Origin of the sequence: Nostoc sp. DedQUE07 (assembly GCF_034530975.2) — a bacterium.
Lineage (GTDB): Bacteria > Cyanobacteriota > Cyanobacteriia > Cyanobacteriales > Nostocaceae > Nostoc.
On record NZ_JAVRCC020000041.1, the window covers coordinates 1 to 24,352 of the forward strand.

The 24,352-nt window shown below is 41.6% G+C and carries 24 protein-coding genes, 1 tRNA gene and 1 pseudogene; 11 read left to right on the top strand and 15 right to left on the bottom strand.

Annotation, left to right across the window (positions count from 1 at the left end; all coding sequences use genetic code 11):
• From RMZ95_RS25115 to RMZ95_RS25135, 5 genes are all read right to left on the bottom strand, one after another.
• On the bottom strand, positions 1-778 hold a 778-nt coding region (locus tag RMZ95_RS25115), incomplete at its 3' end, for a photosystem II q(b) protein (protein ID WP_409883762.1).
• 255 nt (positions 779-1,033) lie between these two features.
• Positions 1,034-1,705: a hypothetical protein gene (locus tag RMZ95_RS25120; protein WP_322682492.1), complete on the bottom strand. Its 672-nt coding sequence runs from the start codon at positions 1,703-1,705 to the stop codon at positions 1,034-1,036.
• A gap of 191 nt (positions 1,706-1,896) precedes the next feature.
• Complete coding sequence (locus RMZ95_RS25125) at positions 1,897-2,574, bottom strand: DUF2834 domain-containing protein (RefSeq protein WP_322682478.1); 678 nt, start codon at positions 2,572-2,574, stop codon at positions 1,897-1,899.
• Between the two features lie 121 nt (positions 2,575-2,695).
• Positions 2,696-3,847, bottom strand: coding sequence for a heat-inducible transcriptional repressor HrcA (locus RMZ95_RS25130; RefSeq protein ID WP_322682479.1), 1,152 nt, complete (start codon positions 3,845-3,847; stop codon positions 2,696-2,698).
• Between the two features lie 466 nt (positions 3,848-4,313).
• Positions 4,314-4,646, bottom strand: a complete 333-nt coding sequence (locus tag RMZ95_RS25135) for a rhodanese-like domain-containing protein (RefSeq protein ID WP_322682480.1) — start codon at positions 4,644-4,646, stop codon at positions 4,314-4,316.
• 158 nt (positions 4,647-4,804) lie between these two features.
• Here RMZ95_RS25135 and RMZ95_RS25140 point away from each other — a divergent pair, with 158 nt between their 5' ends.
• The 3 genes from RMZ95_RS25140 (at position 4,805) to cysE (ending at position 8,200) form a co-directional block, all read left to right on the top strand.
• On the top strand, positions 4,805-6,466 hold the full coding sequence (locus tag RMZ95_RS25140) for a DUF3352 domain-containing protein (RefSeq protein WP_322682481.1): 1,662 nt from the start codon (positions 4,805-4,807) through the stop codon (positions 6,464-6,466).
• Positions 6,467-6,787: 321 nt separating this feature from the next.
• Entirely contained in the window at positions 6,788-7,276 is a 489-nt protein-coding gene (locus RMZ95_RS25145) for a hypothetical protein (RefSeq protein WP_322682482.1), read from the top strand.
• A gap of 159 nt (positions 7,277-7,435) precedes the next feature.
• Positions 7,436-8,200 carry a serine O-acetyltransferase gene (cysE, locus tag RMZ95_RS25150; protein WP_322682483.1) on the top strand — a complete coding sequence of 255 codons (765 nt, stop codon included), beginning with the start codon at positions 7,436-7,438 and terminating at the stop codon, positions 8,198-8,200.
• Positions 8,201-8,314: 114 nt separating this feature from the next.
• Here cysE and RMZ95_RS25155 read toward each other — a convergent pair whose 3' ends face one another.
• Complete coding sequence (locus RMZ95_RS25155) at positions 8,315-8,899, bottom strand: Npun_F5749 family FMN-dependent PPOX-type flavoprotein (protein ID WP_322682484.1); 585 nt, start codon at positions 8,897-8,899, stop codon at positions 8,315-8,317.
• A gap of 162 nt (positions 8,900-9,061) precedes the next feature.
• Here RMZ95_RS25155 and RMZ95_RS25160 point away from each other — a divergent pair, with 162 nt between their 5' ends.
• The 4 genes from RMZ95_RS25160 to RMZ95_RS25175 all read left to right on the top strand — a co-directional run bounded on the left by RMZ95_RS25160 (position 9,062) and on the right by RMZ95_RS25175 (position 13,651).
• On the top strand, positions 9,062-10,366 hold the full coding sequence (locus RMZ95_RS25160; RefSeq protein WP_322682485.1) for an AAA family ATPase: 1,305 nt from the start codon (positions 9,062-9,064) through the stop codon (positions 10,364-10,366).
• Positions 10,367-10,370: 4 nt separating this feature from the next.
• Entirely contained in the window at positions 10,371-11,573 is a 1,203-nt protein-coding gene (locus tag RMZ95_RS25165) for a tetratricopeptide repeat protein (protein WP_322682486.1), read from the top strand.
• A 492-nt stretch (positions 11,574-12,065) separates the two neighbouring features.
• Positions 12,066-12,266, top strand: coding sequence for a hypothetical protein (locus RMZ95_RS25170; protein ID WP_322682487.1), 201 nt, complete (start codon positions 12,066-12,068; stop codon positions 12,264-12,266).
• 41 nt (positions 12,267-12,307) lie between these two features.
• A complete protein-coding gene (locus RMZ95_RS25175; RefSeq protein ID WP_322682488.1) occupies positions 12,308-13,651 on the top strand; it encodes a TMEM143 family protein in 1,344 nt (447 codons plus the stop codon).
• An 85-nt stretch (positions 13,652-13,736) separates the two neighbouring features.
• Here RMZ95_RS25175 and RMZ95_RS25180 read toward each other — a convergent pair whose 3' ends face one another.
• The 8 genes and pseudogenes from RMZ95_RS25180 to RMZ95_RS25215 form a co-directional block, all read right to left on the bottom strand.
• The gene (locus RMZ95_RS25180) at positions 13,737-14,045 is read right to left on the bottom strand and encodes a KGK domain-containing protein (protein WP_322673975.1); all 309 of its coding nucleotides are present in this window, start codon (positions 14,043-14,045) and stop codon (positions 13,737-13,739) included.
• Positions 14,046-14,420: 375 nt separating this feature from the next.
• A complete protein-coding gene (gene ccsB / locus RMZ95_RS25185) occupies positions 14,421-15,482 on the bottom strand; it encodes a c-type cytochrome biogenesis protein CcsB (RefSeq protein ID WP_322682489.1) in 1,062 nt (353 codons plus the stop codon).
• Between the two features lie 219 nt (positions 15,483-15,701).
• Positions 15,702-17,471: a DUF3352 domain-containing protein gene (locus RMZ95_RS25190; RefSeq protein WP_322682490.1), complete on the bottom strand. Its 1,770-nt coding sequence runs from the start codon at positions 17,469-17,471 to the stop codon at positions 15,702-15,704.
• 434 nt (positions 17,472-17,905) lie between these two features.
• Positions 17,906-18,013, bottom strand: a pseudogene (locus RMZ95_RS25195) (IS5/IS1182 family transposase); the annotation flags it as partial.
• A 59-nt stretch (positions 18,014-18,072) separates the two neighbouring features.
• Entirely contained in the window at positions 18,073-18,636 is a 564-nt protein-coding gene (locus RMZ95_RS25200) for a Uma2 family endonuclease (RefSeq protein WP_409883746.1), read from the bottom strand.
• Between the two features lie 42 nt (positions 18,637-18,678).
• The gene (locus RMZ95_RS25205) at positions 18,679-18,831 is read right to left on the bottom strand and encodes a hypothetical protein (RefSeq protein WP_409883748.1); all 153 of its coding nucleotides are present in this window, start codon (positions 18,829-18,831) and stop codon (positions 18,679-18,681) included.
• Positions 18,832-19,035: 204 nt separating this feature from the next.
• Complete coding sequence (locus RMZ95_RS25210; protein ID WP_322682220.1) at positions 19,036-19,659, bottom strand: chorismate lyase; 624 nt, start codon at positions 19,657-19,659, stop codon at positions 19,036-19,038.
• A 181-nt stretch (positions 19,660-19,840) separates the two neighbouring features.
• Positions 19,841-19,921, bottom strand: a tRNA-Leu gene (locus RMZ95_RS25215).
• Positions 19,922-20,378: 457 nt separating this feature from the next.
• Here RMZ95_RS25215 and accC point away from each other — a divergent pair.
• Entirely contained in the window at positions 20,379-21,722 is a 1,344-nt protein-coding gene (gene accC / locus RMZ95_RS25220; protein ID WP_322673968.1) for an acetyl-CoA carboxylase biotin carboxylase subunit, read from the top strand.
• Between the two features lie 64 nt (positions 21,723-21,786).
• Here accC and RMZ95_RS25225 read toward each other — a convergent pair whose 3' ends face one another.
• A complete protein-coding gene (locus RMZ95_RS25225; protein ID WP_094350101.1) occupies positions 21,787-22,080 on the bottom strand; it encodes a YggT family protein in 294 nt (97 codons plus the stop codon).
• A 288-nt stretch (positions 22,081-22,368) separates the two neighbouring features.
• On the opposite strand from RMZ95_RS25225, the gene psbX reads away from it, so the two are divergent.
• The 3 genes from psbX to RMZ95_RS25240 all read left to right on the top strand — a co-directional run bounded on the left by psbX (position 22,369) and on the right by RMZ95_RS25240 (position 24,262).
• Positions 22,369-22,488: a photosystem II reaction center X protein gene (gene psbX / locus RMZ95_RS25230; RefSeq protein WP_174709687.1), complete on the top strand. Its 120-nt coding sequence runs from the start codon at positions 22,369-22,371 to the stop codon at positions 22,486-22,488.
• Between the two features lie 248 nt (positions 22,489-22,736).
• Positions 22,737-23,654: a Ycf66 family protein gene (locus tag RMZ95_RS25235; RefSeq protein ID WP_322673967.1), complete on the top strand. Its 918-nt coding sequence runs from the start codon at positions 22,737-22,739 to the stop codon at positions 23,652-23,654.
• Between the two features lie 47 nt (positions 23,655-23,701).
• The gene (locus RMZ95_RS25240; RefSeq protein WP_322673966.1) at positions 23,702-24,262 is read left to right on the top strand and encodes a hypothetical protein; all 561 of its coding nucleotides are present in this window, start codon (positions 23,702-23,704) and stop codon (positions 24,260-24,262) included.
• Positions 24,263-24,352 lie beyond the last annotated feature (90 nt).

Consider the following 24,352-nt stretch of genomic DNA (forward strand, 5'->3'; position numbering starts at 1 on the left):
AGATTTTCCGTACGTTGTAGCAGTGTGCAGTAACGATGTTGTAGGTTTCTTCTTCTTGACCGAATTTGTAACCGTAGTTTTGAGATTCGGTTTCGGTGGTTTCACGAACCAAGGAGGAAGTTACAAGTGAACCGTGCATCGCAGAGAACAAACTTCCGCCGAATACACCTGCTACACCTAGTTGGTGGAAGGGGTGCATCAAGATGTTGTGTTCTGCTTGGAACACGATCATGAAGTTGAAGGTTCCGCTGATTCCCAAAGGCATACCATCAGAGAATGAACCTTGTCCGATGGGGTATACCAAGAATACTGCACTTGCTGCTGCAACTGGTGCTGAATATGCAATTGCAATCCAAGGACGCATTCCTAAGCGGTAGGATAGTTCCCATTCACGACCCATGTAGCAGAATACGCCAATCAGGAAGTGGAAGATTACCAACTGGTAAGGACCACCATTGTACAACCACTCGTCAAGTGATGCTGCTTCCCAAATTGGGTAGAAGTGCAAACCGATAGCGTTGGAGGAAGGTACTACTGCACCGGAGATGATGTTGTTTCCGTAAATCAAGGAACCTGCTACTGGTTCGCGGATGCCATCGATGTCTACTGGAGGTGCAGCGATGAAGGCGATTACGAAGCAAGCGGTGGCGGCTAGCAAGGTTGGTATCATTACTACGCCGAACCAACCGATGTAGATCCGGTTATTGGTGCTGGTGATCCATTCGCAGAATCGATCCCATACATTGGCGCTTTGGCGCTGTTGTAAGGTTGTTGTCATTGTTTTATAAATGCGATTATTTGCAGATGAATTTAGGTAGGTTTGACTACCTGTTACACATCTTAAATAATTTATTGCGTTTTGTAAAGTACTTTCAGAAAAAATTTTCTCTTGGGATTTACGCACCCACAACAGAAAGTCCCCAATTTACTGAAAAAAGGGAGGCTCTGCACTTTTATCATCTAGGTGCGTTGCCCCCAAAACTCCCACACTTCTTTCTGGCAGTGAACCTTGGCGATCAATAGAAGAAATTTACTACCGATTAGCTATCAACGATTCTTCACGAATAGTTGATGGGAAGGGCGGGCGCAAGCAAAGATAAACAAGTGGGCCGAGTAGCGGGACAAACGCTACTGCCCAAAACACCTGGGGATTATTCCAGTGATGACGAGCCATATCTTCGCCAAGGATTGTGGGGAATAAAAGACAAAAAAGGCAAAATGCCAAGCTCATGCCATTAATAAAGCGATCGCCTTGAAACTGCTGCACAAAATCTCCCCAGTCACCTAAGACAAACCCATAGGTGAGCAAGCCAACAGTACTTAAACTCAAAACAATCCCAAAAAAACGAGAATCTAGCAGCTGTAAAAAAGTATCCTTTTGTCCAGAAAATTCTTGATTTTGTTCGCGAAAAGCCAAATATGGTAATAAACCAAGCACTCCCGATCCTACTGATGCCAAGGCAAAAGGCCAAAAAGGAATTCGTTGCATTCTGCCATCAATGAACAACAAACCACTGTAAATTAGTAACCAGATCCCGACTAAAGAAAACAAGGAAAGGATAATTGGATTTATGTCAAGCCACTGAAGAGTAAATATATTTTTCAGCAGAATTAGGGTTTCCTGTAAATGCAAGGGCGGTGCTAACAGTAAGATATAGGCGATAAATCCAAGCCATAGTAACCACAATGCAACTTTTCTATTCATCATTTTTAGATGGGTGCATTTAACATAATTACTAATTTATAGTTCGTATTTTTTGCGTCTAAATCCACCTTTTTGTAGAACGCTGCCCTTAGCTTGTTGAAAAATAGGAGTAAATATATACGTGATTTTTGTTTCAGTTGGAGATTTAGTCCCCAACTGAAACTGTCTTTAATTAGGAATTAAAAAGTGCTTTAATTTGCAGCTGTTTGCTGACTGCGTATTGCCTCAACACCTACGTCTGGTAGAGGTGGACGTACACACAAATAAATCAATGGGCCTAATAGCGGTATCAACGCTATTAGCCAGAATATCTGTGGATTTTTCCAATCACGACGCGCCATATCATCCCCTAGGACAGCTGGAAATAATAGGCAAAGTAGACAGAAATCTAAACTCATCACATTGATGAAGCGGTTGGTTTGCCACTGTTGCACAAAATTACTCCAATCTCCTCCTCTTAAACCATAGATAGCTAGAATAACGGTGGCTACCATCAAGACAACCCCAGTCACACGAGAATCTAACAGCTTGAGCAAGGTATTCTTTTTACCGACAAATTTATTATTTGGTTCTCTAAAGGCTAAGTACGGCAACAATGCAAAAGCACCAACTCCGAAAGAGACAGTAGCAAACAGCCAAGCAGGTATTTTTTGTCCTCTACCATCAATAAAGACTACTGCGCTGTAAATAAGAGGCCAGATGCCCATGAGGTTGAATAATGCTATGACTAACGGGTTAACGCCTTGCCACTGGCCAATAGAAAGGTTTTTAATTAACTCGAATGTACCAGGTTGCTCAGGAGGTGCGAGAAAAAAACCATAGACAACAAATCCCAGCCACAGTAGACTAAAGGCAATTTTTCTAAGCATGAAAGATTTAAGTAGTATTAATTATTGATTTTGCCGTTACAAATACGGCTATGTGCTTGCTATGTGGTATTGTTTCCTCCCCTAGAGGCGTAGCGGCTTGTTCCTAAAGATTAACCGCTAATTAAGGATTGAAATAACTGAAAGCTTCTGAGAGATAATCAGCAGCAGATGCTACTACTGCGATCGCACTTTCATAATCTAGACGCGTTGGCCCCAAAACTCCTACACTTCCTACGGGTATCGAACCTCGGCGATAGTTAGAAGAAATCAAGGTGCAGGTGCGTATCGGTTCTAATGGATTTTCTGCGCCAATGCGAACCGTTACTTTTGGTTTTCCACCATCCTCTAGTTCTGGTTCTTCAAATATTAATCGCCACAGTTGGTCTTGTTCTTCTTCCAGCAGGTGGATAATTGTTTGTACTTGCTGTAACTGGGAAAATTCTGGCTGGCGCAAAACTTCTGACACACCCCGAACCATAATTTGGGTTGCAGTCGGTGCAAGAGTGCGACGAGTCAATTCGGCAACTGAGTTTTTCAAAAATTCCCCGTAGCGTTGGAATTCTTGATCTAGTTCGCTCCAGTTGAGGTGGCCTAATTCCAACAGACTTCGCCCCCGCAGGTGACTATTCAAAAAGTTAGAAACAATCTGCAACTCGCGATCTATTACCTCTGAATCCCGTTGGCTTTCTTCTGGTGTTAGCGACAAATCCATCAATTTAGAATGTGTCTCATAACCATCTGTCACCACGATCAGCATGATCCGTCCGGCTTCAATTTGCATTAATTGCAGATGTCGCAATAGCGCTGTGGTCGTTTGCGGTATAGTAATCAAGCTAATACAACCACTCAAGGTTGCTAAAATCTGCGCGGCTCCTTGCAGTAGGGTTTCTAAACTCCGATCTTGCCACTGTAGCTGCTTTTGCAATGCCACCTCTACTTCTCGCCCTAAAATTTCCGTAGCACTTTGTGGAAGCAAGCTCCGCGTAGCGTCTGTCTGCGACACGCTGCGCGACCGCAGAGAAGGTGTAATTAGCTGGTCAACATAAATGCGATACCCTGAATCTGAAGGTACACGTCCAGCAGAAGCGTGTGGTTGGTAGAGCAATCCAGACTTTTCTAAAACACCCATGACATTGCGAATTGTCGCCGAGCTTACACCCAGATCGTACTCCTCAACCAAAGCCTTTGAACCAACTGGCTCTGCCGTAGCAATGTAGTGACGTACCGTTGCCCAAAGTATATGCTGTTGTCGATTTGTTAACTGAACTTCCATTATGGTATGTTTTGCTGAAGGCAAATTTTAATCAAACTCTCAAGAAATTTGTGGATTTAATCGAAAACAGAAAATATTAATAATTTATTAAAGTATCAAATTATATAACTATATTATGATAAGTATTTTTAAAGTTTATGTACAAAGCATTTTTTAAGATTAGGGTTAAATTAGTAGCTCAATTTTTTTGCAAAAGCTGCTAGTTATAATGTACCCTTACGATGCTTTTTTCTAACCGTACTTTTGCATAAATTTCTGCTTGCAACAGTATTATTAGATACGTATTCTCTTCAGGGGCTACTGCGGAACTGTAATTTAGAGCAATCCAACATTTTTGTGCAGATGTACCTGATGCCCAAATTTCAAACTTTCCGGCAAGCCTCTAAATTGATGTACTTCTATCTTTAGCATAGCAAAAGTCAGATGGAAGAGTAAGTTCCATCTGAATGATCTATCCGAGCAGAAGCTAATACTGGGGAATTGAAGGGTCTACTAATTGGGAATAGGCATCAATACCACCCGAAATATTTTGCACATTTGTAAAACCTTGAGCAATCAACCACTGGCACATTTGGGCAGAGCGGATGCCGTGGTGGCATAACACCAAGGTTTCGGCTTCGGGATTGAAGAGGGTAGGTACTTGATCTCCCCATTCGGCAAATTGACTTAAAGGTAGGTTGACAAAGCCCTCAATGCTAGCAATTTCCAATTCTCCTGGTTCACGCACATCTACTAGCTGAATACTTGCATCACTAGAAGAAAGACGTTGCGCCAGTTCTTCTACACTAATTTGGTTCATGGGTTGACTAAAAGAATTCCCTATAAACAGTCCTAATCCTATTTATGGTGACAGAAAATCTCTGCCTTTGCATGAGTATCCATTCTCAAGGGGGTTGATTAATTCTGCTAGGCTTTCTGCTTAAATGGCTGTAAACCGTCTTTTTTAATAGGTTTAATGTGAATAGGCAACGTTCATTTATCGGTTTTATCGTAGCTGGGGCGATCGCCCTGCTAGTAATGGCGATCGCAGGCTTTTACTGGTTTTTCGCTAAAAGTCCGGCTAACCTCATTGGTTCTAGCTCTGGGCCTGGTGCAGCCATATTCGTGTCGAAACTTTCTCCTGCAATGGTTTCATTATTGACCAATCCTGACCGTTTGCAGGCGTTGGAGCGCGAAGAGGAACTATCTAAACTCAAAACCAGTTTATTCGCCAAGAGTGGCATAGATTACAAACAAGACATTCAACCCTGGTTAGGGGACGAAATTACATTAGCGATCGCTACCTTAGATATCGATCGCGATCCAGAAAACGGACAACAGCCAGGGTATTTGTTGGCATTAGCAACCAAGCAACCGGAGAAAAGCCGCGAGTTTGTCGAATTGTTGTTTTCTAAACGAGCGTTAGCCGGAGCAACCTTAGTTGTTGAACAATATAAAGGTGTAAAACTGATTTCTGACAATTCTCAACCAGAACAAGACTTGCTTGCTGGTGCTGTTGTCGGTGAAGGCTTCGTCTTATTTGCCAACGATCCGAAAGTACTACGAGATGCTATCAATAACGTCCAAGCGCCCGATTTGAATTTAACTAGCTCACCCGAATACCAAAAAGCTACTAAAGAACGGCTCAAAGGGGGATTAGCTGTAGCTTTCTTGAATCTTCCCATCGTGGCAAAATGGCAAGGCTTAGAGTTACCAGAACAACTTTATAACAGCCAAATTATATCCTTGGTGTTAAATCCTAAAGGATTACTGGCAGAAACCACCTTTTTGACTTCATCGGAAATTGTCTCTCCATCTGCACCACTATCTAAACCTGTGGGAGCATTGCAATATGTTCCAGCATCCGCAGGTTTAGCAATTTCCGGCTCAAATTTGAGTAATTTGGGTGACAGTGACTTAGCCAAACTCTGGAAACAAGCCACCGCTACCATATATGGTTCTGGAGAAGATGTGGTTTCTCGGTTAGCAAAACCTTTGGCAGATGTTCAAAAACGTTGGGGTATAAACTTACCAGAGGATATTTTTAGCTGGGTACAAGGAGAATATGCCATAGCATTGTTACCTGCGAAAGAGCAAACAATCCCCCATTGGATTTTTGTGGTAGAAAAATCCGAGGGTGTGGAAAAAGGTGTTGCTCGTTTAGATGCGATTGCCTCATCCAATGGACTCAGTATTAATCCCTTAACTATAGACAAGCAAAAAATCTCCGCTTGGACAGAGTTAACTACGGCTACAAAAAAAAGTGATATCAAAGAAGGATCATCTTTCAGCATTGAAACAAAAGTACAGGGATTGCATACAACTTTAGGAAATTACGAAATTTTCACCTCTGACTTAGAGACTATGGATGAAATTCTTACAATCAAGGATAATTCCATAATTGACAATCCTAATTTCAAAGATAGTATCGCGGCAATTCCCTTACCAAACCAAGGTTATGTATATCTTGACTGGACAAAGAGCCAGAATTTGTTAGAGCGTCAAGTACCGATTCTCAAACTAGTGGAAGTCTTAGGTAAACCATTTTTTAACAACCTGCGATCGCTCACAGTTAGTAATTATGGAACTGACACGCGATCGCTCAAAGGTGGCGTTTTCTTCAAGCTCCATAATTCGTGAGATTTTCATAGAAGCTCAGATGCAAAAAGTAAAGGTAAAAATTCTTTTACCTTTACTTTTGTGCTTTCTTATTTCGTCCTATTTACGTAGGCTTTATGTAATATTTGCTAGCTAATAGTTTGATTGCCAAAATTCCCCACTTGGATGCGATTTTATGCTGCTGTCGAGATATAGAAAGAACCTAGCAATTAGCTGTCTACTTTCTAAAACATCAACTGTGGCACATTTTAATGTGGCACAACCAACTGAAATTTCACTGGAATTTTTTCACTAGAATATGTATATATCATCACTAATTTAAAAGCCTGTTGGAGGGCTACTATGAAATACTGTTGCCCCCGACTTCAGTTCGGCGGTTGGCTGTTAGCTATACTTACCGCCATCACTGCTACCCCTGCAATCGCACAGACCGCAAACTTTGGCACTTTCAATTTATCAACAAACTTTAATCCAGCACAAGGAACAGTGCAGGGATTTACAGGTGGTTCTTACTCATTGTCTGCCATAAGTAACCGCGATCGCGATCAAAAAGCCTGTATTGGCTTTGCCGATCCCCAACCAGATCACATTATGGTTTTGGAAAAAGACTTTTCCCAGCTAACAATACAAGTTGATAGCAACAACAACGACACCACTTTAATCATCCAAGGCCCAGATAAAACAACAATTCGTTGCGGCGATGATACTGGCAAAAGTAAAGATGCTAGTGTTAGCGATCGCGACTGGAAAAGGGGCACTTATCGGATTTGGGTAGGTACGTTTAATCCTGGAGTCAAGCGGGATTATACTCTCAACGTGGAGCAGCAGTGAATTAGAGAGTGGGGAGCAGGGGGAAAATTCCTCTCCTCTGCACCCTTCCCCCTGCCCCTCTGCCTCTTATACCCAATCCCCATTTCCAATTTTTAGGTGTAACACCTGAGAGGATAATATGGGAGAGTAGCTTGTTGTGCTTTCCGAGGGTGCTATCTCGTGCTATCTATACTGCGTGCTGACTTTCGTATCATATTTGAACGTGACCCAGCTGCCCGTAACTGGTTGGAAGTTTTATTTTGTTACCCTGGTTTGCAAGCCCTGTTATTCCATAGGCTGGCTCACTGGCTGTATAGTGTTGGTCTTCCCTTTATTCCGCGCCTGATTTCTCACTTGGCTCGGTTTTTGACTGGAATTGAAATCCACCCTGGTGCAACAATTGGGCAAAGTGTGTTTATTGACCACGGGATGGGTGTAGTAATTGGTGAAACTGCGATCGTGGGAGACTATGCTCTAATTTATCAAGGTGTCACCCTTGGGGGTACTGGTAAAGAATGTGGTAAACGCCATCCTACTGTGGGTGAAAACGTCGTAGTTGGGGCGGGAGCGAAGGTACTGGGCAATATCCAAATTGGCAATAATGTCCGTATTGGTGCTGGTTCTGTTGTTTTAAGAGATGTACCTTCAGACTGTACAGTGGTAGGTGTGCCTGGGCGCATTATGTATCGTTCTGGAGTTCGGGTTTCACCTCTTGAACACAATAACTTACCAGATTCAGAAGCTCAAGTAATTCGTGCTTTAGTAGACCGGATTGAGGCGTTGGAAGAACAAATACAAACTCTTCAGCGCACCAATTCTTCAGAAAAAACTCCTGTTTTGGTGGGTGGTTTAGCAACGAAAGAGGATGAACTAACCCACGATACTCGCTGGTGCAACCTCAAGGATAAGGCTATTCAGGAATTTCTAGATGGTGCTGGCATTTAAAAGAGTGAGAAGTTAAGAGTGAGGAGTGAGGAATAAAAATCATAAATGCAGGTTTGCAGTTTCCAACTCCTAATTTCTGTAGAGACGCAATTAATCGCGTCTCTATTCCAATATTTAAGGATTAATCGCTTGGCTAGACCACTCTTGCTGCTCATCACGGTGATAAAGACATCGATTTTGTGGTTCGCCACGTAATTCTAAATGGTCTACTTGCACTGGATCGAGTAGCAGTAGACAAAAATTAGGCACTGGCTGTACGGGTTCGGGTGCTGGTGGTGCAAAAGCTTCTGGGTTTTCAACTCTGAGTTTTCCAGGATGCGGCCAAGCAAACTGTAAACGCGCCGCATCACTCAATTCTTGCCACATTGCGATCCGGGCTGGCTGTAGATTGCGGTCAAAATCATCACCGCTTACTAGGGTCAAACAACCAGTTATGCGGAATTGTTCTCGTGTATTGGGGAAGTACCAGCAAATTTCTGCCCAAGGTTGTTGCTGTATTTGGTCGGCTTTGGCGCTACGGTTATCGGTGATAAATTTTAGCTGGTTTGTATCTTCTAGAAAGCCGCGAAAGACTAGGGTACGATTAGCGGGGCGACCGTTTGCCTGTACTGTTGCTAGTTGCAGGTAACGGGCATAAACAAGGCTGCGGTTGCGATGGAGTGCATGAGCGATCGCACCTCGCCAAGGAGCAAGAGACATTATACAATTCTGTTGGTAATCTAACGTCAGGTATTCCTGAACATACTACCACTTCAATACTTCTGGTTGAGCGCTAGTGATTTCTAAAAGTTCTCTAACGCCAAGAAGCTTTAAGATTTTGCTGCTGTAATATATATAAATTCTTAATATAAATAATACCTAATGAATTCCTTACCCGCTAATCGTGCTAATACGCTCAAAGCTGCTTTTCGTGTTTGTGATGTAGCTCCTCTAGTGAGTAATAAAGACATTGAACGTTATTATGTTAATTTATCAAAAGTTCGCAAGACAGAGGCGATTAATACTATTAAAACTCGCTTAAGTTTTCTGGAACCCGCCGAATTTTGCAGCCTTTTATTTACTGGACATCGGGGATGCGGTAAAAGTACAGAATTAAGGAAGATTCAGCAAGAATGGGAATCTCAATATAAAGTTATTTATATAGAAGCCGACGCAGAACTAGATATATTAGACGCAGAATATACAGATTTATATTTGGTAATTATTAAAAAAGTTGCTGATGTCCTATACGCATCGGAATTAAATTTTGATGCGAAACTTCTAAATAATTTTGAGTCTTGGTTTAAAGAAATTACTCAAGAAACTGAACAAACAGTTGAAAGATCGGTAAGTATCAGTGCTGAGGCAGAAGCAGGTATAAAGATTCCCTTTATTTCAAAGCTCTTGAGTAAAATCCAAGCTCAAATCAAAGGTGCTGACAAACAAAGAAAGACAGTTCGTCAGAATTTACAAAAAGATATTGGTCGTTTACAAGCAGATATAAATCTTTTACTGGGTGATGCTTTTTTCAAGCTTAAATCCAAATACCCGGAATATGAAAAAGGATTTTTAATTATATTTGATAACTTAGACAGGGTTCCTCCAAATGTAGCTAAACACTTATTTTGTGATTATGCATTTCAATTACAAAGCCTACATTGTACGATTATCTATACAGCGCCAATTTCTATAGTCTATTCTGAAAATAATTTGGGTAACACTTTTGATACACCTAATATTGTGTCGATGGTTAACATATATGAGTTTGAACAAGATAAAAAAGAGTTAGATTATAATGATGAGGGAATAACAGCAATTACGAGTTTAATTGAACAAAGAGTTGAAGTAGACGCAGTGTTTGAATCGCGTCAACTATTGGTAGATTTAGCCAAAGCAAGCGGCGGTCACATCCGCCAATTGATGCAAATAGCATCAAAAGCATTTATTACAGCAGCAACTCGTGAGCATGAGAAAGTTACTGTTGATGATATCACTTATGCGATTAAGCAAGAGCAGTTTAATTTTGAGCGGAGTATATCAACAGAATACTATTCTGCGTTAGCTGCGGTATATATTAATAAGGATGTTTCTAAAGATGAAATCGGCAGGTTAATGCTGTTCAATCTTTGGGTTTTTGAGTACAACGGCAAAAATCGCTGGAATTATGTTAATCCAGTTGTGAGGTAAATATATGCTTTCCAAGAAGCAGTCAAATCAACCACAAGTAACCCCTGAGTTAAATTTAGCAAAAGAAACTTTTGTGCAAATAAATCAGCAATCATTAGCGGAACTGTTAACCTTTATTGACTTTGCTGACACTCAGTTAACGATTGGGTTTGTTGCTGTTAACTTTACAGACGATAGAAATACTTTAATTGAAATTCTCAATAACCATCCTCAATGTCATGATATTCAGTTTGAACTTCTCAATTTTGCCGATCCTAATTTGCGTTTTTTAAGGGATGAGATTATTCGTGATTTAAAAGACATTCATTTAGAATCAAATAAAAAATTAGTTTTAATTGTTATCGGATTAGAAAAATTCATTGGTTTATCTGGAGAATATCCGCCTGTACTACAAGACTTGAACTTTGTCCGAGACGCTTTTACTAATAGTGTTCCTCACCCTATACTGATATTTCTGCCAGATCATGCCCTAACACGTTTGGCAAAATATGCCCCAGATTTTTGGGCATGGAGAAAAGGAGTATTTTATTTTCAAACAGTCCAGTCTACTCAAGAGTTAGCTATTGAAAAAACAATTGAGTCTGAGAAAATATTAGGAAGTTTAGATTTACCAGAAAGGCAAGAGCGGATTGATTTACTTGAACGCTTGCTAATGGAACAATCAACAGATGTTCGTACCCGGATTAGTATTTTGAAGGAGTTAGGGATAGCTTATAGGAGTATTGGTGAGGTACAAAAAGCAGAAGATTTTTTGCTAAAAGCTTTGAAGTTGACTGAAGAAGATGAAAATTTAGCAGGAATTAAAGCTAGTGTTCTCCACGAACTGGGTTGGATATATGATGATTTAGGAGAATGGGACAAAGCGATCGCACTTTATAATCAGTCTTTGGAAATTGATGAACGCATTGGTAATGTCCAAGGCAAAGCGGAGACGTTGCACAATCTGGGATATATCTACACCGATAAAGGGGATGTGGATGAAGCGATCGCACTTTACAATCAGTCTTTGGAAATATTTGAACGTATTGGTTATGTCCAAGGCAAAGCAATGGCTCTCTGGTGGTTAGGACATTTGGCAGAACAGCAGGGTGAATACACTAAAGCAATATCCTATTTGCAACCAGCTTTAGAGATTTTGCAGCGATTGCAGTCACCGGATGCTGAAAGTGTGAGTGCAAGTCTGGATAGGCTAATGCGTAATTCGTAATTCGTAATTACAGGAGCCAAGGTTTTTTGTCTCACGTAGAAGCGCACAGAAGAAGGCGAGAGTGTGATTTAAGTGAATGAAAATTGCTGTAATGAGTCTTTGAACCCCTTTAATGAGGCTTTGAACTCCATTAATGAGTCTTTGAACCCCTTTAATGAGGCTTGGATACTCATTAATGAGTCTTTGAACTCCTTTAATGAGGCTTTGATACTCATTAATGAGGCTTTGAACTCCTTTAATGAGGCTTTGATACTCATTAATGAGTCTTTGAACTCCTTTAATGAGGCTTTGAACCCCTTTAATGAGTTTTTACACCAATTCAATACAGTACTGCAAAAATCCACAACGAACCATGAAAAATATTTCTTCCCTACTCCCTTTTTCAAGTGAGAGAATCTGGATCTACGCCGAGCGATCGCAATCGTTCTGGTTTATTTCGTTAATGAATTTTGATAGCAATTTAAATGAGAGAATCAGAATCTATGCCGAGCGATGTCTACGACGGGCGACGCCTACGCACTTTTCAATCAGTCTTTGAAAATAACAGAACGCATTGGAGATGTGCAAGGCAAAGCAAATATCTCTACTCACTTTTTCCCTTGGCTCAGGAAAAAACTGCGAGATTTACCACCTAAGATACTAGAATTTAATTACCAATTAAAACATAATGTCTCATCGCCGCCGTTTCCGTGAGATGTGGCAAACCCTAGTTAGATTCTGATTCATCTTTGAATATGGCTGTTTCCGAAAATAGAGAAGCATTTATTCCCTACACTCGCAGTGATATTATCAAACTTTGCCTACAAGACGGTCAGCTAGATAAAGCTGATGTCAAAAAATTTCAAGATTTCTGCCAAATCCTCATTGCATACTATCACTTTCGCTTCCACCAAACCTTAGAAGTTATCAAAGATAACTACGTACCCTTTAACCCTAATGCAGAGATTCAACCAATAACTCCACCAACATTTGAGCAATATGATGACATGGAGTTAAAAGTAGTTGAAGCCTTTGGGCATATTGTTGAAAGAGCTAATTATATTCTTTTGCCTGAATCGATTCTCAAACGAGCGCTGGCAACCAAATCTCTCATTGAATTGAAAACTCAAGTAAATTTTGAGGATTTTGACCGCTTGATCTGTTATTACCGGGGTGATAGTTCTAAGAAAATTTCGGTAAAAAAATTCTTCTTTTGGCAAGAAGAAAAGATGATTGATATTTTTGAACGGATTGTTTTATTAGTCAAGTTCAAAGAAGCAGCTTACTTTCGTGCGAAGAAAGACAAGATCCAAGAATTAAAATTCATTCCCGGTAAGATGTATGTTTACTTCTACAAAAATATTCCAAAACTAGATGTTGATTTAATCTTTCCCAATGTAAAAACAAGTATGACCTGGAAAGATCGGTTACTATTTGGAATTCCGGCGATTGGCGCGGCAATTCCTTTAATATTAAGAACATTGCCGAATTTATTATTAATAGTTGCTGCAATTTTACTAGTACTAAACGTTACTTTTTGGGTTGAATCATTAAATGTAGAGTTGGATAAAGTCAGAAATTTTATGCCCGTCTTAGTGGCAGCTTTATCATTAGCGATCGCTTTGGGTGGATTTGCCTTTACGCAATACACTAATTACAAAAATAAAAAAATTAAATTTCAAAAAATTGTTACTGATACGCTATTTTTCAAGAATTTAGCTAGCAATAATAGCGTTTTTCAAATGTTTCTGGAATTAGCAGAAGAAGAAGAATGTAAAGAAATTATTCTGGCATATTATCACTTACTGACTAGCCCCACACCATTAACTCCTCAACAATTAGATTCTCGCATTGAAACTTGGATGGACAATAAATTAGGCACAAAGATTAACTTTGATATTCAAGGGCCTCTAAGCAATCTAGAAGATATTCGCGGTCAAGTAATTCAAAATAGCAAAACAACAGACAAAGTACCAGAAATCCCTTTACTAGCCTACGATCGCCAAGGAGCATGTCACGTTTTACCCTTAGATGAAGCGAAAGCAGTGATTGATTACGTTTGGGATAATGCTTTTCGATATAACGGGATAATTTTGTAGTTTAGTCTCTCGGTTATTTGTAAACATCAAGAGGCTCATATCCCCGAATTCTTGAAGAAGTTGGGGATATTTTGCTTATTGAGTATTAATTTTCCACTTGTTTGAGTTTTTGAAAAATTTCATCAAGTGGTGACTCAGATTCATCAGGACAAAATTCTAAAGCAAGTCTCACTTTTCCTTTTTTCCATCCCAAAGTACTAAATTGTAAAACTTCACAATTTAATCCTTGAGTATACAAATTTACTTCATCCGTTTCTTCTGCTCCAACATATTCCTTGATTGCTGTAATCAAATCGCGGACTTTAAAAGTTTTAGCAATATTTAACTTATTAAAAGTGTCCGGTTGTATAGACACAACTTCATCATGATTTAGGATCTCGAATCCATCTTCCATAAAAATCTCCTGTTAATCAATTTATATTTTCCAGAGATATAACAGTTCATCCGAAATAAAATGATGATTTTATAGATTTAGTGCTGGTCAAATAAAAATTTAGTAATAATTTGATGTCTGGTAAATTAGCCTATAATTCTCACCTTACCCCTCCCCAAAACATCGGCTACGGTGTACACACATCTTGCTAATGAAGCGCAAACCCTGGGTTTACCCCCCTTAATCCCCCCTTGCAAAGGGGGGAAATATCCGGTTCTCCCCCAATGCATCGGGGGAGTTAGAAGGGGTGAAAAGGACTTGTTGTGTATACACCGTAGCTTTACCAAGGGGAGGGTGCGCGGTAGCGCGAGTGAGGTAGTTTTATTTAAACGGTTCTTAGAAAAACCAACCGTAAGAATGCAAACCTTTACCCAAAAGATTCACACCGAGATAGCAAACCCAAACTACAAGCAAGCCGGCGGAGGCTAAAATTGCCGGACGGCGCCCTTGCCAACCGCGAGTAATTCTGGCGTGAAGGTAGGCAGCAAACACTAACCAGGTGATTAATGCCCAAGTTTCTTTCGGGTCCCAACTCCAGTAGGAACCCCAGGCTTCGTTAGCCCAAACGCCACCGGCAATGATGCCAATTGTCAGCAGGGGAAATCCTAGTCCGATGATGCGATAACTAATGTTGTCTAGGGTTTCGGCAAGGCTAAGGCGCTGGGGTGAAAGAGGTTCAGCAGATGCAACGGCTGGAGATTCAGGAGTAGTTACTAAATTCAAAACAGCCGTATTACTGTTACCGTTGCCATTGCTACTAGTTTCAAAACGAGCAAAGCCGTTATTTTCGACAGCAGGGGTTGGTGTTTGAGAAATTAGTTCAGATGCTTTGTGCAAGCGGTAGCCGTTGCTGCGATAGCCACCAGTACCAACAGAACTACCTTGTAGTTGAATATTTTGACCGCGAGTGACAATTAAAAAAGCGATCGCTAATAACGAACCTACCATTAAAGCAGAATAACTCAGCATCATGACGCTGACATGCATCATCAGCCAATTTGACTTCAAGGCAGGTACTAGGGGTTCTGACGCTTGCATTTGCGATGGTAGTGTCATAGTAGCAAAAGCAGTAATAGCCATTGCCACTGGAGATGTCGCAACTCCTACTAAGCGGCTACGGCTACTATTTTCGGCAATCAGATGGACGGCGGTAATTCCCCAAGTTAAGAAAAACAGAGATTCATAGAGATTACTTAAGGGAAAGTAACCAGCTTCGATCCATCGTGCCCCTAGTAGAGTAGCTATACACAAATTTGCGATCGCCATCCCAGCTGTCCCCAAAGCGGCTAGATAAGGCAGATTTGGAAAAGCCGCTCCTCCCCAATACACCAGCATTGTCAGGAATAATATGGCAAAGGACGCATTGTCCAGCCAGTTCTGGAGTACAACCAAATTCATAAAGTCTTCTCTCCGTGAATAATTTAAAATATCGATTCTGACTGTTTTGATCCTATATGTTAAGAGAGGAATCGGGAATGGGGGATTGGGGATTGGGGATTGGGGATTGGGGATTGGGAGTTAGGAGTTAGGAGTTAGGAGTTAGGAGTTTTGTTTATCTCCTTGTCCCCTCACTCCCTCATTTCCCCGCTCCTCTGCTCCCCTGCTTTCCTCTCTCCTCTATCTAACAGAGTTACTCTTACTATTTTCTGGACTAGGCAATGTAGTAGTGTTAGTAACTTTTTTCAGTTCGATAAAAATATCGTAACGGTTACTGCGATTGTCGCTGACAGCAGATGTCATCCCAATTGTGCGCGTTGCATCTAGCAAAGTTTCTTGATTGGGAATTAGAGTTGGTAAAGGGAAATTTTTCACAGTTCGTTCCACATCCAGAAAAAATTGACCGTTTGTCGGATTGGGTTCTGTAGGAACTGTTTGTTGGAAGGGAAGAGTGCCAGCTAGTGTGTAGTTAGGTTTGGGAACAATTTTATCGGTGATGGGAGCGCCCACTACCAAGAAAGCGACATCTCCATCTAACCAACCGTGGGTAGCAGTTAACGTACCATAAGGTGATACCCAGTTAACAACGGGTTGACCTGCGACTTTCCCCGGTTGCACTTGAAACTGGTATTGATTTTTCATCACTTCATCCAACTTACTGATGGATGCTTCTGCTGATTTGCGTAGGCTTTGCCCGCCGTAGTCATCGCTTGTCTGTACCATGAACAGCAAACCCGCACGAAAATCATTTGGTGAACCTTCTTTTGGAGTAGCAGGAATTACTGATAAGGAAAACTCCCCTTTCATCCAACTAAGCAAATCCTTCTCCAAATCGAGATCGGTAAGAGATTTTATCCCACCTCTAATCTGTTCTGGTGCGATCGGTGATAAAGGATTTCCCTGAGATGTTAAAACATAGTCTCTCCACAACCTCTGTAAATTACCACCAGTAAGCATCATTAAGGTTTCGGCTGGTATGCGGCTTTGCATTTTCCCAGCTTTGTTTTCCACTGTCAGCACGCGTTGACTATTAGGGTTTAACCAAGAAACGCCCTTGAAGCGGATTCCTTCTGACTCTAAGGTTATTGTCCCTGCTAAACCTTGGTTATTTTGCAGTTGAGCCAAAACTTGAGCAGGTAAAGGGCGATTTGGAGAAGCCGCGGCTATTTTCGCTGCTGTTGGCACATTGATATAAAACTGTCCAAAGGGTTGGTAATTGGCAATTTTCGGGAAATTCTCAGCAAATCCTCCTGTTGTAGCTAGGGATGTTTTATTTTTGTAAGCATCGATCGCTCGTTCTGTGGCTTTAGGACTATCAGTTATGACTAAAAAACGCCCATCTAATAATGCAGCCGAGAAGTTTTGCCCTGCTTGTCCCTGACTTTGTTTAATGGCGATCCCTTGATAAGTGCGATCGCTCCATTTGCCTTGTTTAAGAATTTTGGGTTGTGCCAAAATAGTTTTGGCGATTTCTGAATTTTTTACTGGCAATACCATTACCATCGACTGCTGATCGCTAGCGGCATTTTCATTGGTGGTAACTGGTTTGGGTGCAGGTTTATTTCCTGTAGTTGGGGCAAGAATTGCGATCGCCACTTCATCGCCTACCCAAGGAGCGATATCTTTTTGGAAGTCGTAACCATTATTAGTCAGAAAGCGATCGCGTAACTGGACTAAATTTTTGTCCAGTTCTGTTTGGGTTTCTTTTGTCCCAAACTGCCGCAATTTCTGCCACTGCTGGGGATCTGTTGTTAAGGAAACCGCAAACAGGGCATCACCAGGAATAATATTTGCACCTACTAGCAAATCGCTAGAAGATATTTGTCTCTGGGCTAACAACCAGTAGCCCACACTCCCCGCACCAATCAATAACCCAGCAGCCGAGAGCGTCAGCACCAGAGACGGTTTCTTATTTTTCTTCATCTGAACAGACACAAGAGGCGGTGCCATTGAAACCTGTACCTTATACTTGCAAACTTATTACTTGCTTGATTAGTCAAGTACACCAACAGTATTACCCATCCTTTAGGGCAGTTAATTATATTAAATTTTTCTACCCTAGATGGTTGATGGTACTTCGATAATCAACTTTCCGTAGTCTTTTAAAAGCTATGTTTTTGGCTCAGTTACCATTTTTAACATGCTTTGTTGAATTTCGTAGGACGTTTCCCTGAGATTAATTCCTCTGTCGGAAAGTTTCCACAAGTAAACTGTTATTCCAAGCAATAAGCGAGAATATAACATTTTTTTCGGAGTTACAGAAATTATATATAATCAGAAAACTCTAGGTATTGTAATGGTTTTAGGGATTTCTCTCAATTCTCCTTAAAGTATTACCCCGCCCTAAGAACTCTATTTTTAGAGACCATTTATAAAGTAAATCTTTAGACGACAAGACGACGCAGCATGAGACGAGTCATAACAGCATAGATGGCAGCTTCACTCATTTCAGGGAGACGTTCATAATCCTTACTGAGACGACGGTACAGGTTTTACCAGCAATCATGTTCTCTCTACTACTCAACGTTTTGGCATGGTAGCGATCGCCTACCTACACTTGCAACTCAAATTCAGGTAGTATATCTTCTCCAGAAACAATCGCTGGCATTTGTACAACTTCTACAGCTTTTAAAAGTCTGTAAATTTCAACCTGGCGATCTTGAGGATTAATCAGCCAACCCAAGCGCAGACCATTTTTAATGTATTCCTGCATTTTCTCTTGAATCGGTGCAAGGCGATCTGTCTCCGAACGCAGTTCAATCACAAAGTCGGGTACAAGTGGCGGAAATTTTTTTCGTTGTTCTGGTGTTAAAGCTTCCCACCGCTCCAATTTTACCCAAGCAGCATCAGGAGAACGTTTTGCACCGTTAGGAAGTATAAAGATAGTTGAAGAACTAAAAACTTTCCCTAATTTAGCTTGACGATTCCAATTATTTAAGTCTGTAATTAAATCTGCTTCCTGATTTCCGCTTTCTCCTCCGATTGGTGGCACAATTATTAATTCTCCAGATGCGTTCATTTCCAGGCTGACATCACGATTGGCAATACACAATTGATAAAATTGCTCATCGGTTAAATGAGCAATCGGTTCTAGATTTAGCACAACAGTATTCATTAAACCTTTCCTCGCGTCTTTATTGCTAACATCAGTAGGAAATTATTGCTTGTTGGAAGATTTGTTGAGGTGTAATTTGCAGCCCTTCAAATAATGAATCTTCTCAACTATCAGTACCGCGTTTGGTTTGGTGATATCACCTTCGGGAAGTGCGATAAATTCTTTGAGGGTGAGTTGGGTTTTGAGTTGAATCATAGTCGATCTTGAGGAATGACTCTATTTTAAAGAGGATGCGATCGCTAAACAACGGCAAACTATCACCGAAAACTCATTAGTTTATCGGCACTACTATCTAAGAGCGATCGCTGCAACAATAATTCAACGTTCCTTTGATAATTTCATTGGATGATTTCAGCTACTTAGTTTTACTCGATAGCGAGCGGCCTACATCATGGCTTCTTACTGATTTTTGGAATTTAATTGCATAGGCCCCAAATATTTGGTTAAATAAGGCGAAAAAACTTCATAAATTAATGTCAGTGGCTGCCCATGATGCCAAAACAAGTAGTGGCGACCCCAAAAAGGCCCAGTTACACCAAAACCGGACTCTAGTGCCAATGAGTTTCCGTAGTAAATTCCTCGAACATCTCGATACAATTCTGTGCGAAGACGAGCTAAACTTGCCCAAATTGGTAATGAACGGTTTTGTAAATACTCATCGACATGACTGGCTTCCCACCACGAAGTAGCATAGGCTAATCTTTGACCAGAAGCAGTACGCAGCCATACTTGTCGTCGTAATCGCGGTTCTGGGACAGCTTGGATTAACTCAGGAGCAGCATCCAAGTCCATGCCAATCAATGACATATCAATAACATCTACTTCTACAGGCTCACCTGTGAGCAATTCTAAGTGACGTGTTGGAGAGCCGTCACCCAAAAGCATTAGCTGCCATGCAGGTGCTAGCTGAGTGTGAGGTAAACTTTGTTGAATTATTTCCTCCCCTCCTTGCCAAATCGGAGTGAGGCGATGCCAAGCTGGTGGCAGTGTTAAGTTGTTTGTTGGCGGAAAAGAAATAGTCAATGCTTTTTACAAAACTTCACCTATTTCTATAAAAGCATAAAGGACTAGTACTTTGACAAGGCAACTTTACTTAATATCTAGTAAGCACTGAGTGCTTCGGAAGCAAACTTAATATTTAAGGGTCAACAGTCTAAGGTTTTTTGACCTGTGACTATTGACCCTATGCTTAAACAAGCAAAAATGCGGATGGGGAGACTCGAACTCCCAAGGCAAAGCCACACGCACCTCAAGCGTGCGCGTATACCAATTCCGCCACATCCGCATGGTTTCTCTAAAAATAGACTATAGCATAAGAAAATAATTATAGTAAGGTGATATCTAAATTCAGTTGCTCAAAAAATAAATTTTCTCAAGGCGGTATCAGACTGACAGAAATTTAGCAGCTGTACAAGTGATATTGATTGAAAAGGGTAGAGCTACTGTGTTCGGCAGGGTGCGATCGCGTATCCGTCTGCTGTAGTCGATGTCTACGACGGGCTATGACGCTACGCGATCGCTATCGGCTTCGCAAAAGCCCAGCTTGGTAGTCTAGCCAAGACTTACAGCAGCAATGTTGTTAGTGTAGTAAGACCTGTAGAGGCAGCAAGCCTGCAATGTGCAAGCTTACTTAGAATCAGGGTGGCGAATCTCCTGCAATAATTTGAAATAATGTGGAAGCATTGTTTCAAGTTGGATCGGAGAAAATGTCAATCTACTGGTAATGATATCGAAACTAAAAAATGAAGTTTGACAAAATATTAATTGCCAATCGGGGAGAAATCGCCCTTCGCATTCTCCGCGCCTGTGAAGAAATGGGAATTGCCACAGTTGCGGTTCACTCCACCGTTGACCGTAATGCTCTCCACGTCCAACTTGCTGATGAAGCAGTTTGCATTGGCGAACCTGCTAGTGGTAAAAGTTATTTGAATATTCCCAATATTATTGCTGCTGCACTGACGCGCAATGCTACTGCTATTCATCCAGGTTATGGTTTTTTGGCAGAAAATGCTCGGTTTGCGGAAATCTGTGCCGACCATCATATTGCTTTTATCGGCCCAACTCCAGATGCTATGAGACGGATGGGCGATAAATCCACTGCCAAAGAAACCATGCAAAAAGCTGGAGTACCGACGGTACCAGGTAGTGAGGGATTGGTAGAATCCGAGCAAGAAGGATTAGGATTCGCCAAGGATATCGGCTATCCAGTGATGATCAAAGCTACAGCAGGTGGCGGTGGACGCGGTATGCGCTTAGTTCGTTCTGAAGACGAATTTGTCAAACTTTTTCTCGCCGCCCAAGGCGAAGCAGGAGCAGCTTTTGGGAATTCTGGCGTTTACATAGAAAAATTTATTGAACGTCCCCGCCACATCGAATTTCAAATTTTGGCGGATAACTATGGTAATGTCATCCACTTAGGCGAACGGGATTGCTCAATTCAGCGCCGGAATCAAAAGCTGTTAGAAGAAGCTCCTAGTCCGGCTCTCGACCAAGACCTACGTGAAAAAATGGGACAAGCTGCGATCAAAGCTGCCCAATTCATTAACTACAGTGGGGCGGGTACTATTGAGTTTCTCTTGGATAGATCCGGTAAATTCTACTTTATGGAAATGAACACCCGGATTCAGGTAGAACATCCTGTAACAGAAATGATTACTGGGATAGACTTAGTTGCCGAACAAATCCGCGTTGCTCAAGGTGAAAGACTCAAGCTTACCCAAGACCAAGTAGTATTACGAGGTCATGCGATCGAATGCCGAATCAACGCCGAAGATCCCGATCGTGACTTTCGCCCTTCTCCTGGAAGGATTAGTAGCTATCTGCCCCCCGGAGGCCCTGGTGTGCGAATTGATTCCCACGTTTACACAGATTACCAAATCCCACCTTACTACGATTCTTTAATCGGCAAGTTAATCGTTTGGGCGCCAGACCGACCCACTGCTATTAACCGGATGAAACGCGCGCTGCGGGAATGTGCCATTACTGGATTACCTACCACCATTGGGTTTCATCAAAAAATTATGGAAACTCCGCAGTTTTTACAGGGTAATGTCTATACAAATTTTGTGCAGGAAATGAACGGGTAGGAAAGTAGGGAAGGAAAAAGGTTATAGGTTACAGGGGACAAGGTTATAACCTGTAACCTGTACCCTAATTAACACGAGATAGCATAGTCAACAATCCTTGTTGACCTAACAGGATTTCTCGCAGCAGGCTGAAGATACCAACCCAAATAATAGGTGTAATATCTACCCCACCTATAGGTTGCACCAGCTTTCGCAAAGGTATTAAAAATGGCTCAGTTGGCCAAGCTATTAAATTAAAGGGCAAACGATTCAAATCCACTTGCGGATACCAAGTGAGAATGATACGAAATATAAATAAGAATGTCATAACCCCTAACACAGGGCCAAGAATCCAAGCAGTCAGGTTAACACCAGTCATCGGTTTTAGGTACTATCTATCTGTAAAAAAAGAAAAACTTAGGCACAGGCAAGTTGCGCTTTGCATAGACATAGCTACAAAATTTTAAGCTTTGTAAAGCACTCCGATCGTTATTTTAACTAAATGCTGTCACTTCTTTCTGAAATAGAAAAGCGAACTCGCCCATGTGGTCAACTCAATAACTGGTGAAAGAAGTTACCAAGTTTGGCAGTTCAGAGTTAGAGGCTTCTCAAGAAAGTAATACACTATTAAAATTAGGATGAAGTGTGTAAAAAAAGGTTGAGAAGTATGACGCCTTCTTTAGCAAATTTTCTTTGGAGCCTGCTATGGGGTACAGCAATTGTTGTAATACCCGCTACTGTTGGTCTAATTTTCATTAGCCAAAAAGATAAAATACAGCGTTCATAATGCTTATGAGAGTTAAATTAGCTCTCGTAATCGATTGTCTGTCAGCTATTTACTTAAATTGCACTAAAAGCAGCATAAACTGCGACTGGTGGCAGTTGTAGCTGACAGACATAGACGTTTTTACTTTTCGGTGAATAGCTTCAGAGCTTCTTTGCCAGAGGCTTTGAAGCTTCAATATATCGTGCCTAATTACAGTAGTGATTTTAATTGTGACTCGCTAACATAGATTTGATATTGGGAAAACAGCAATGATAAATTTTGGGCTGAACTCAGCCAGTTTTCTGGCTCAGGTAAATTTTGGGGCAAACTCAGCCAGTATTCTAGGAATTTTCCTGGCTGTGGCTGGGGCAGCACTGTATTTTCTCCGCACTGTGCGTCCGGAATTGTCACGGGATCAAGATATCTTTTTTGCGGCAGTCGGCTTACTTTGCGGCTTCATTCTCGTCTTTCAAGGATGGCGACTAGACCCGATTCTACAATTTGGTCAACTGCTTTTAGTTGGCACAACTGTGTTTTTTGCAGTTGAAAGTATTCGTCTGCGAAGTATAGCTACTCAGCAAGCAAAGCGCAACACTCCGATTGTGGACGAAGACCGACCGGTTAGCGATCGCTATTCGTACAATAATCGCAGAAACTATCAAGCTGAAATGGAGGCAGACTTAGATCCATTGCCTTATGAAGACGAGGAAGAACGCCCAGTGCGTCCCCGGATTCGCGGTAGCAGGGATGAGATTTCAACTCGTGATGACTACTATCAGGAACAACCTCCCCGTCGTACAGAACGCCGCAACAGCAGCACTAGTGAAAGACAGGCTCCATCTGATAGAACGCGCCGGCGGACTTCTGGGCGTCCTGTAAATCGCCCTTCTGAAAGCTTTGAAGAAGAGAACTGGGGTTCTTCATCTAGGCAAGTTGATGATTGGGAAAATTCGGGTGGGGAAGTTAGAAAACCTTCTCGCCGTAGTAATAACGGATCGCAGCGTCCCGAAAGTCGTGAAGATGATGTTTCTCCTAGACCGAGAAGGCGTCGTCCGCCCACTGACTCAACTTCTCGAAGACCGCGCGAAGATGATGATGCGATCCCAACCGATTATGTGCCATACAACCCAATTGAAAAACCAAATGAGGGGCCAGATAATCTAAGTGACTTTGATGACGATGTTTAAAACAGTTGGCGTGCAAGTAGGTTTAAAGGCGACGGAAAACAGTTGAGGTGGAAAAATTTACGCCTGCATTTTGGCTCCAAAGACCAATTCATTGGAGCCTGGTTTTTGGTTTAACAAGTTTGCTTGTATCTTGTGGTTCTAACGATATTCCCATAGGGCCTACTTCTCTTAACAGTCGCTACACCGAGGAGCAACCTGCTTTGAGTGGAAATGGACGCTTTTTAGCGTTTGTATCTAATCGGAATGGTAATCAGCAGCTACTAATGTACGATTTGGAGAGGCAACTGTTTATTAGTACACCGGGAATAAACCGACAGGAGACAATTGCCGAAAGTCCTAGTTTGAGCTACACCGGGCGTTATATTTCTTATCTTACTAGTGACCAGGGAAGACCGGTGGTAGCGCTTTACGATCGCGCTACGCAACAGTCGCAAATTGTCACACCGATTTATCGCGGCTGGGTTAGAAAACCAAATATTAGTCCAGATGGGCGTTATGTTGTCTTTGAAACTGCTACTCGTGGTCAGTGGGATATTGAAGTCCTAGACCGGGGGCCAAATATTGAGTTAGATATTCCCAATGGTGCAACCGTAGGTTCACCTCCGTAGGAGAGAAAGTTAGGAGTTGGCAGTTGGCAGTTGGCAGTTGGCAGTTGGGAGTTAGGAGTTAGGAGTTAGGAGTTGTGAGACTATTGACTA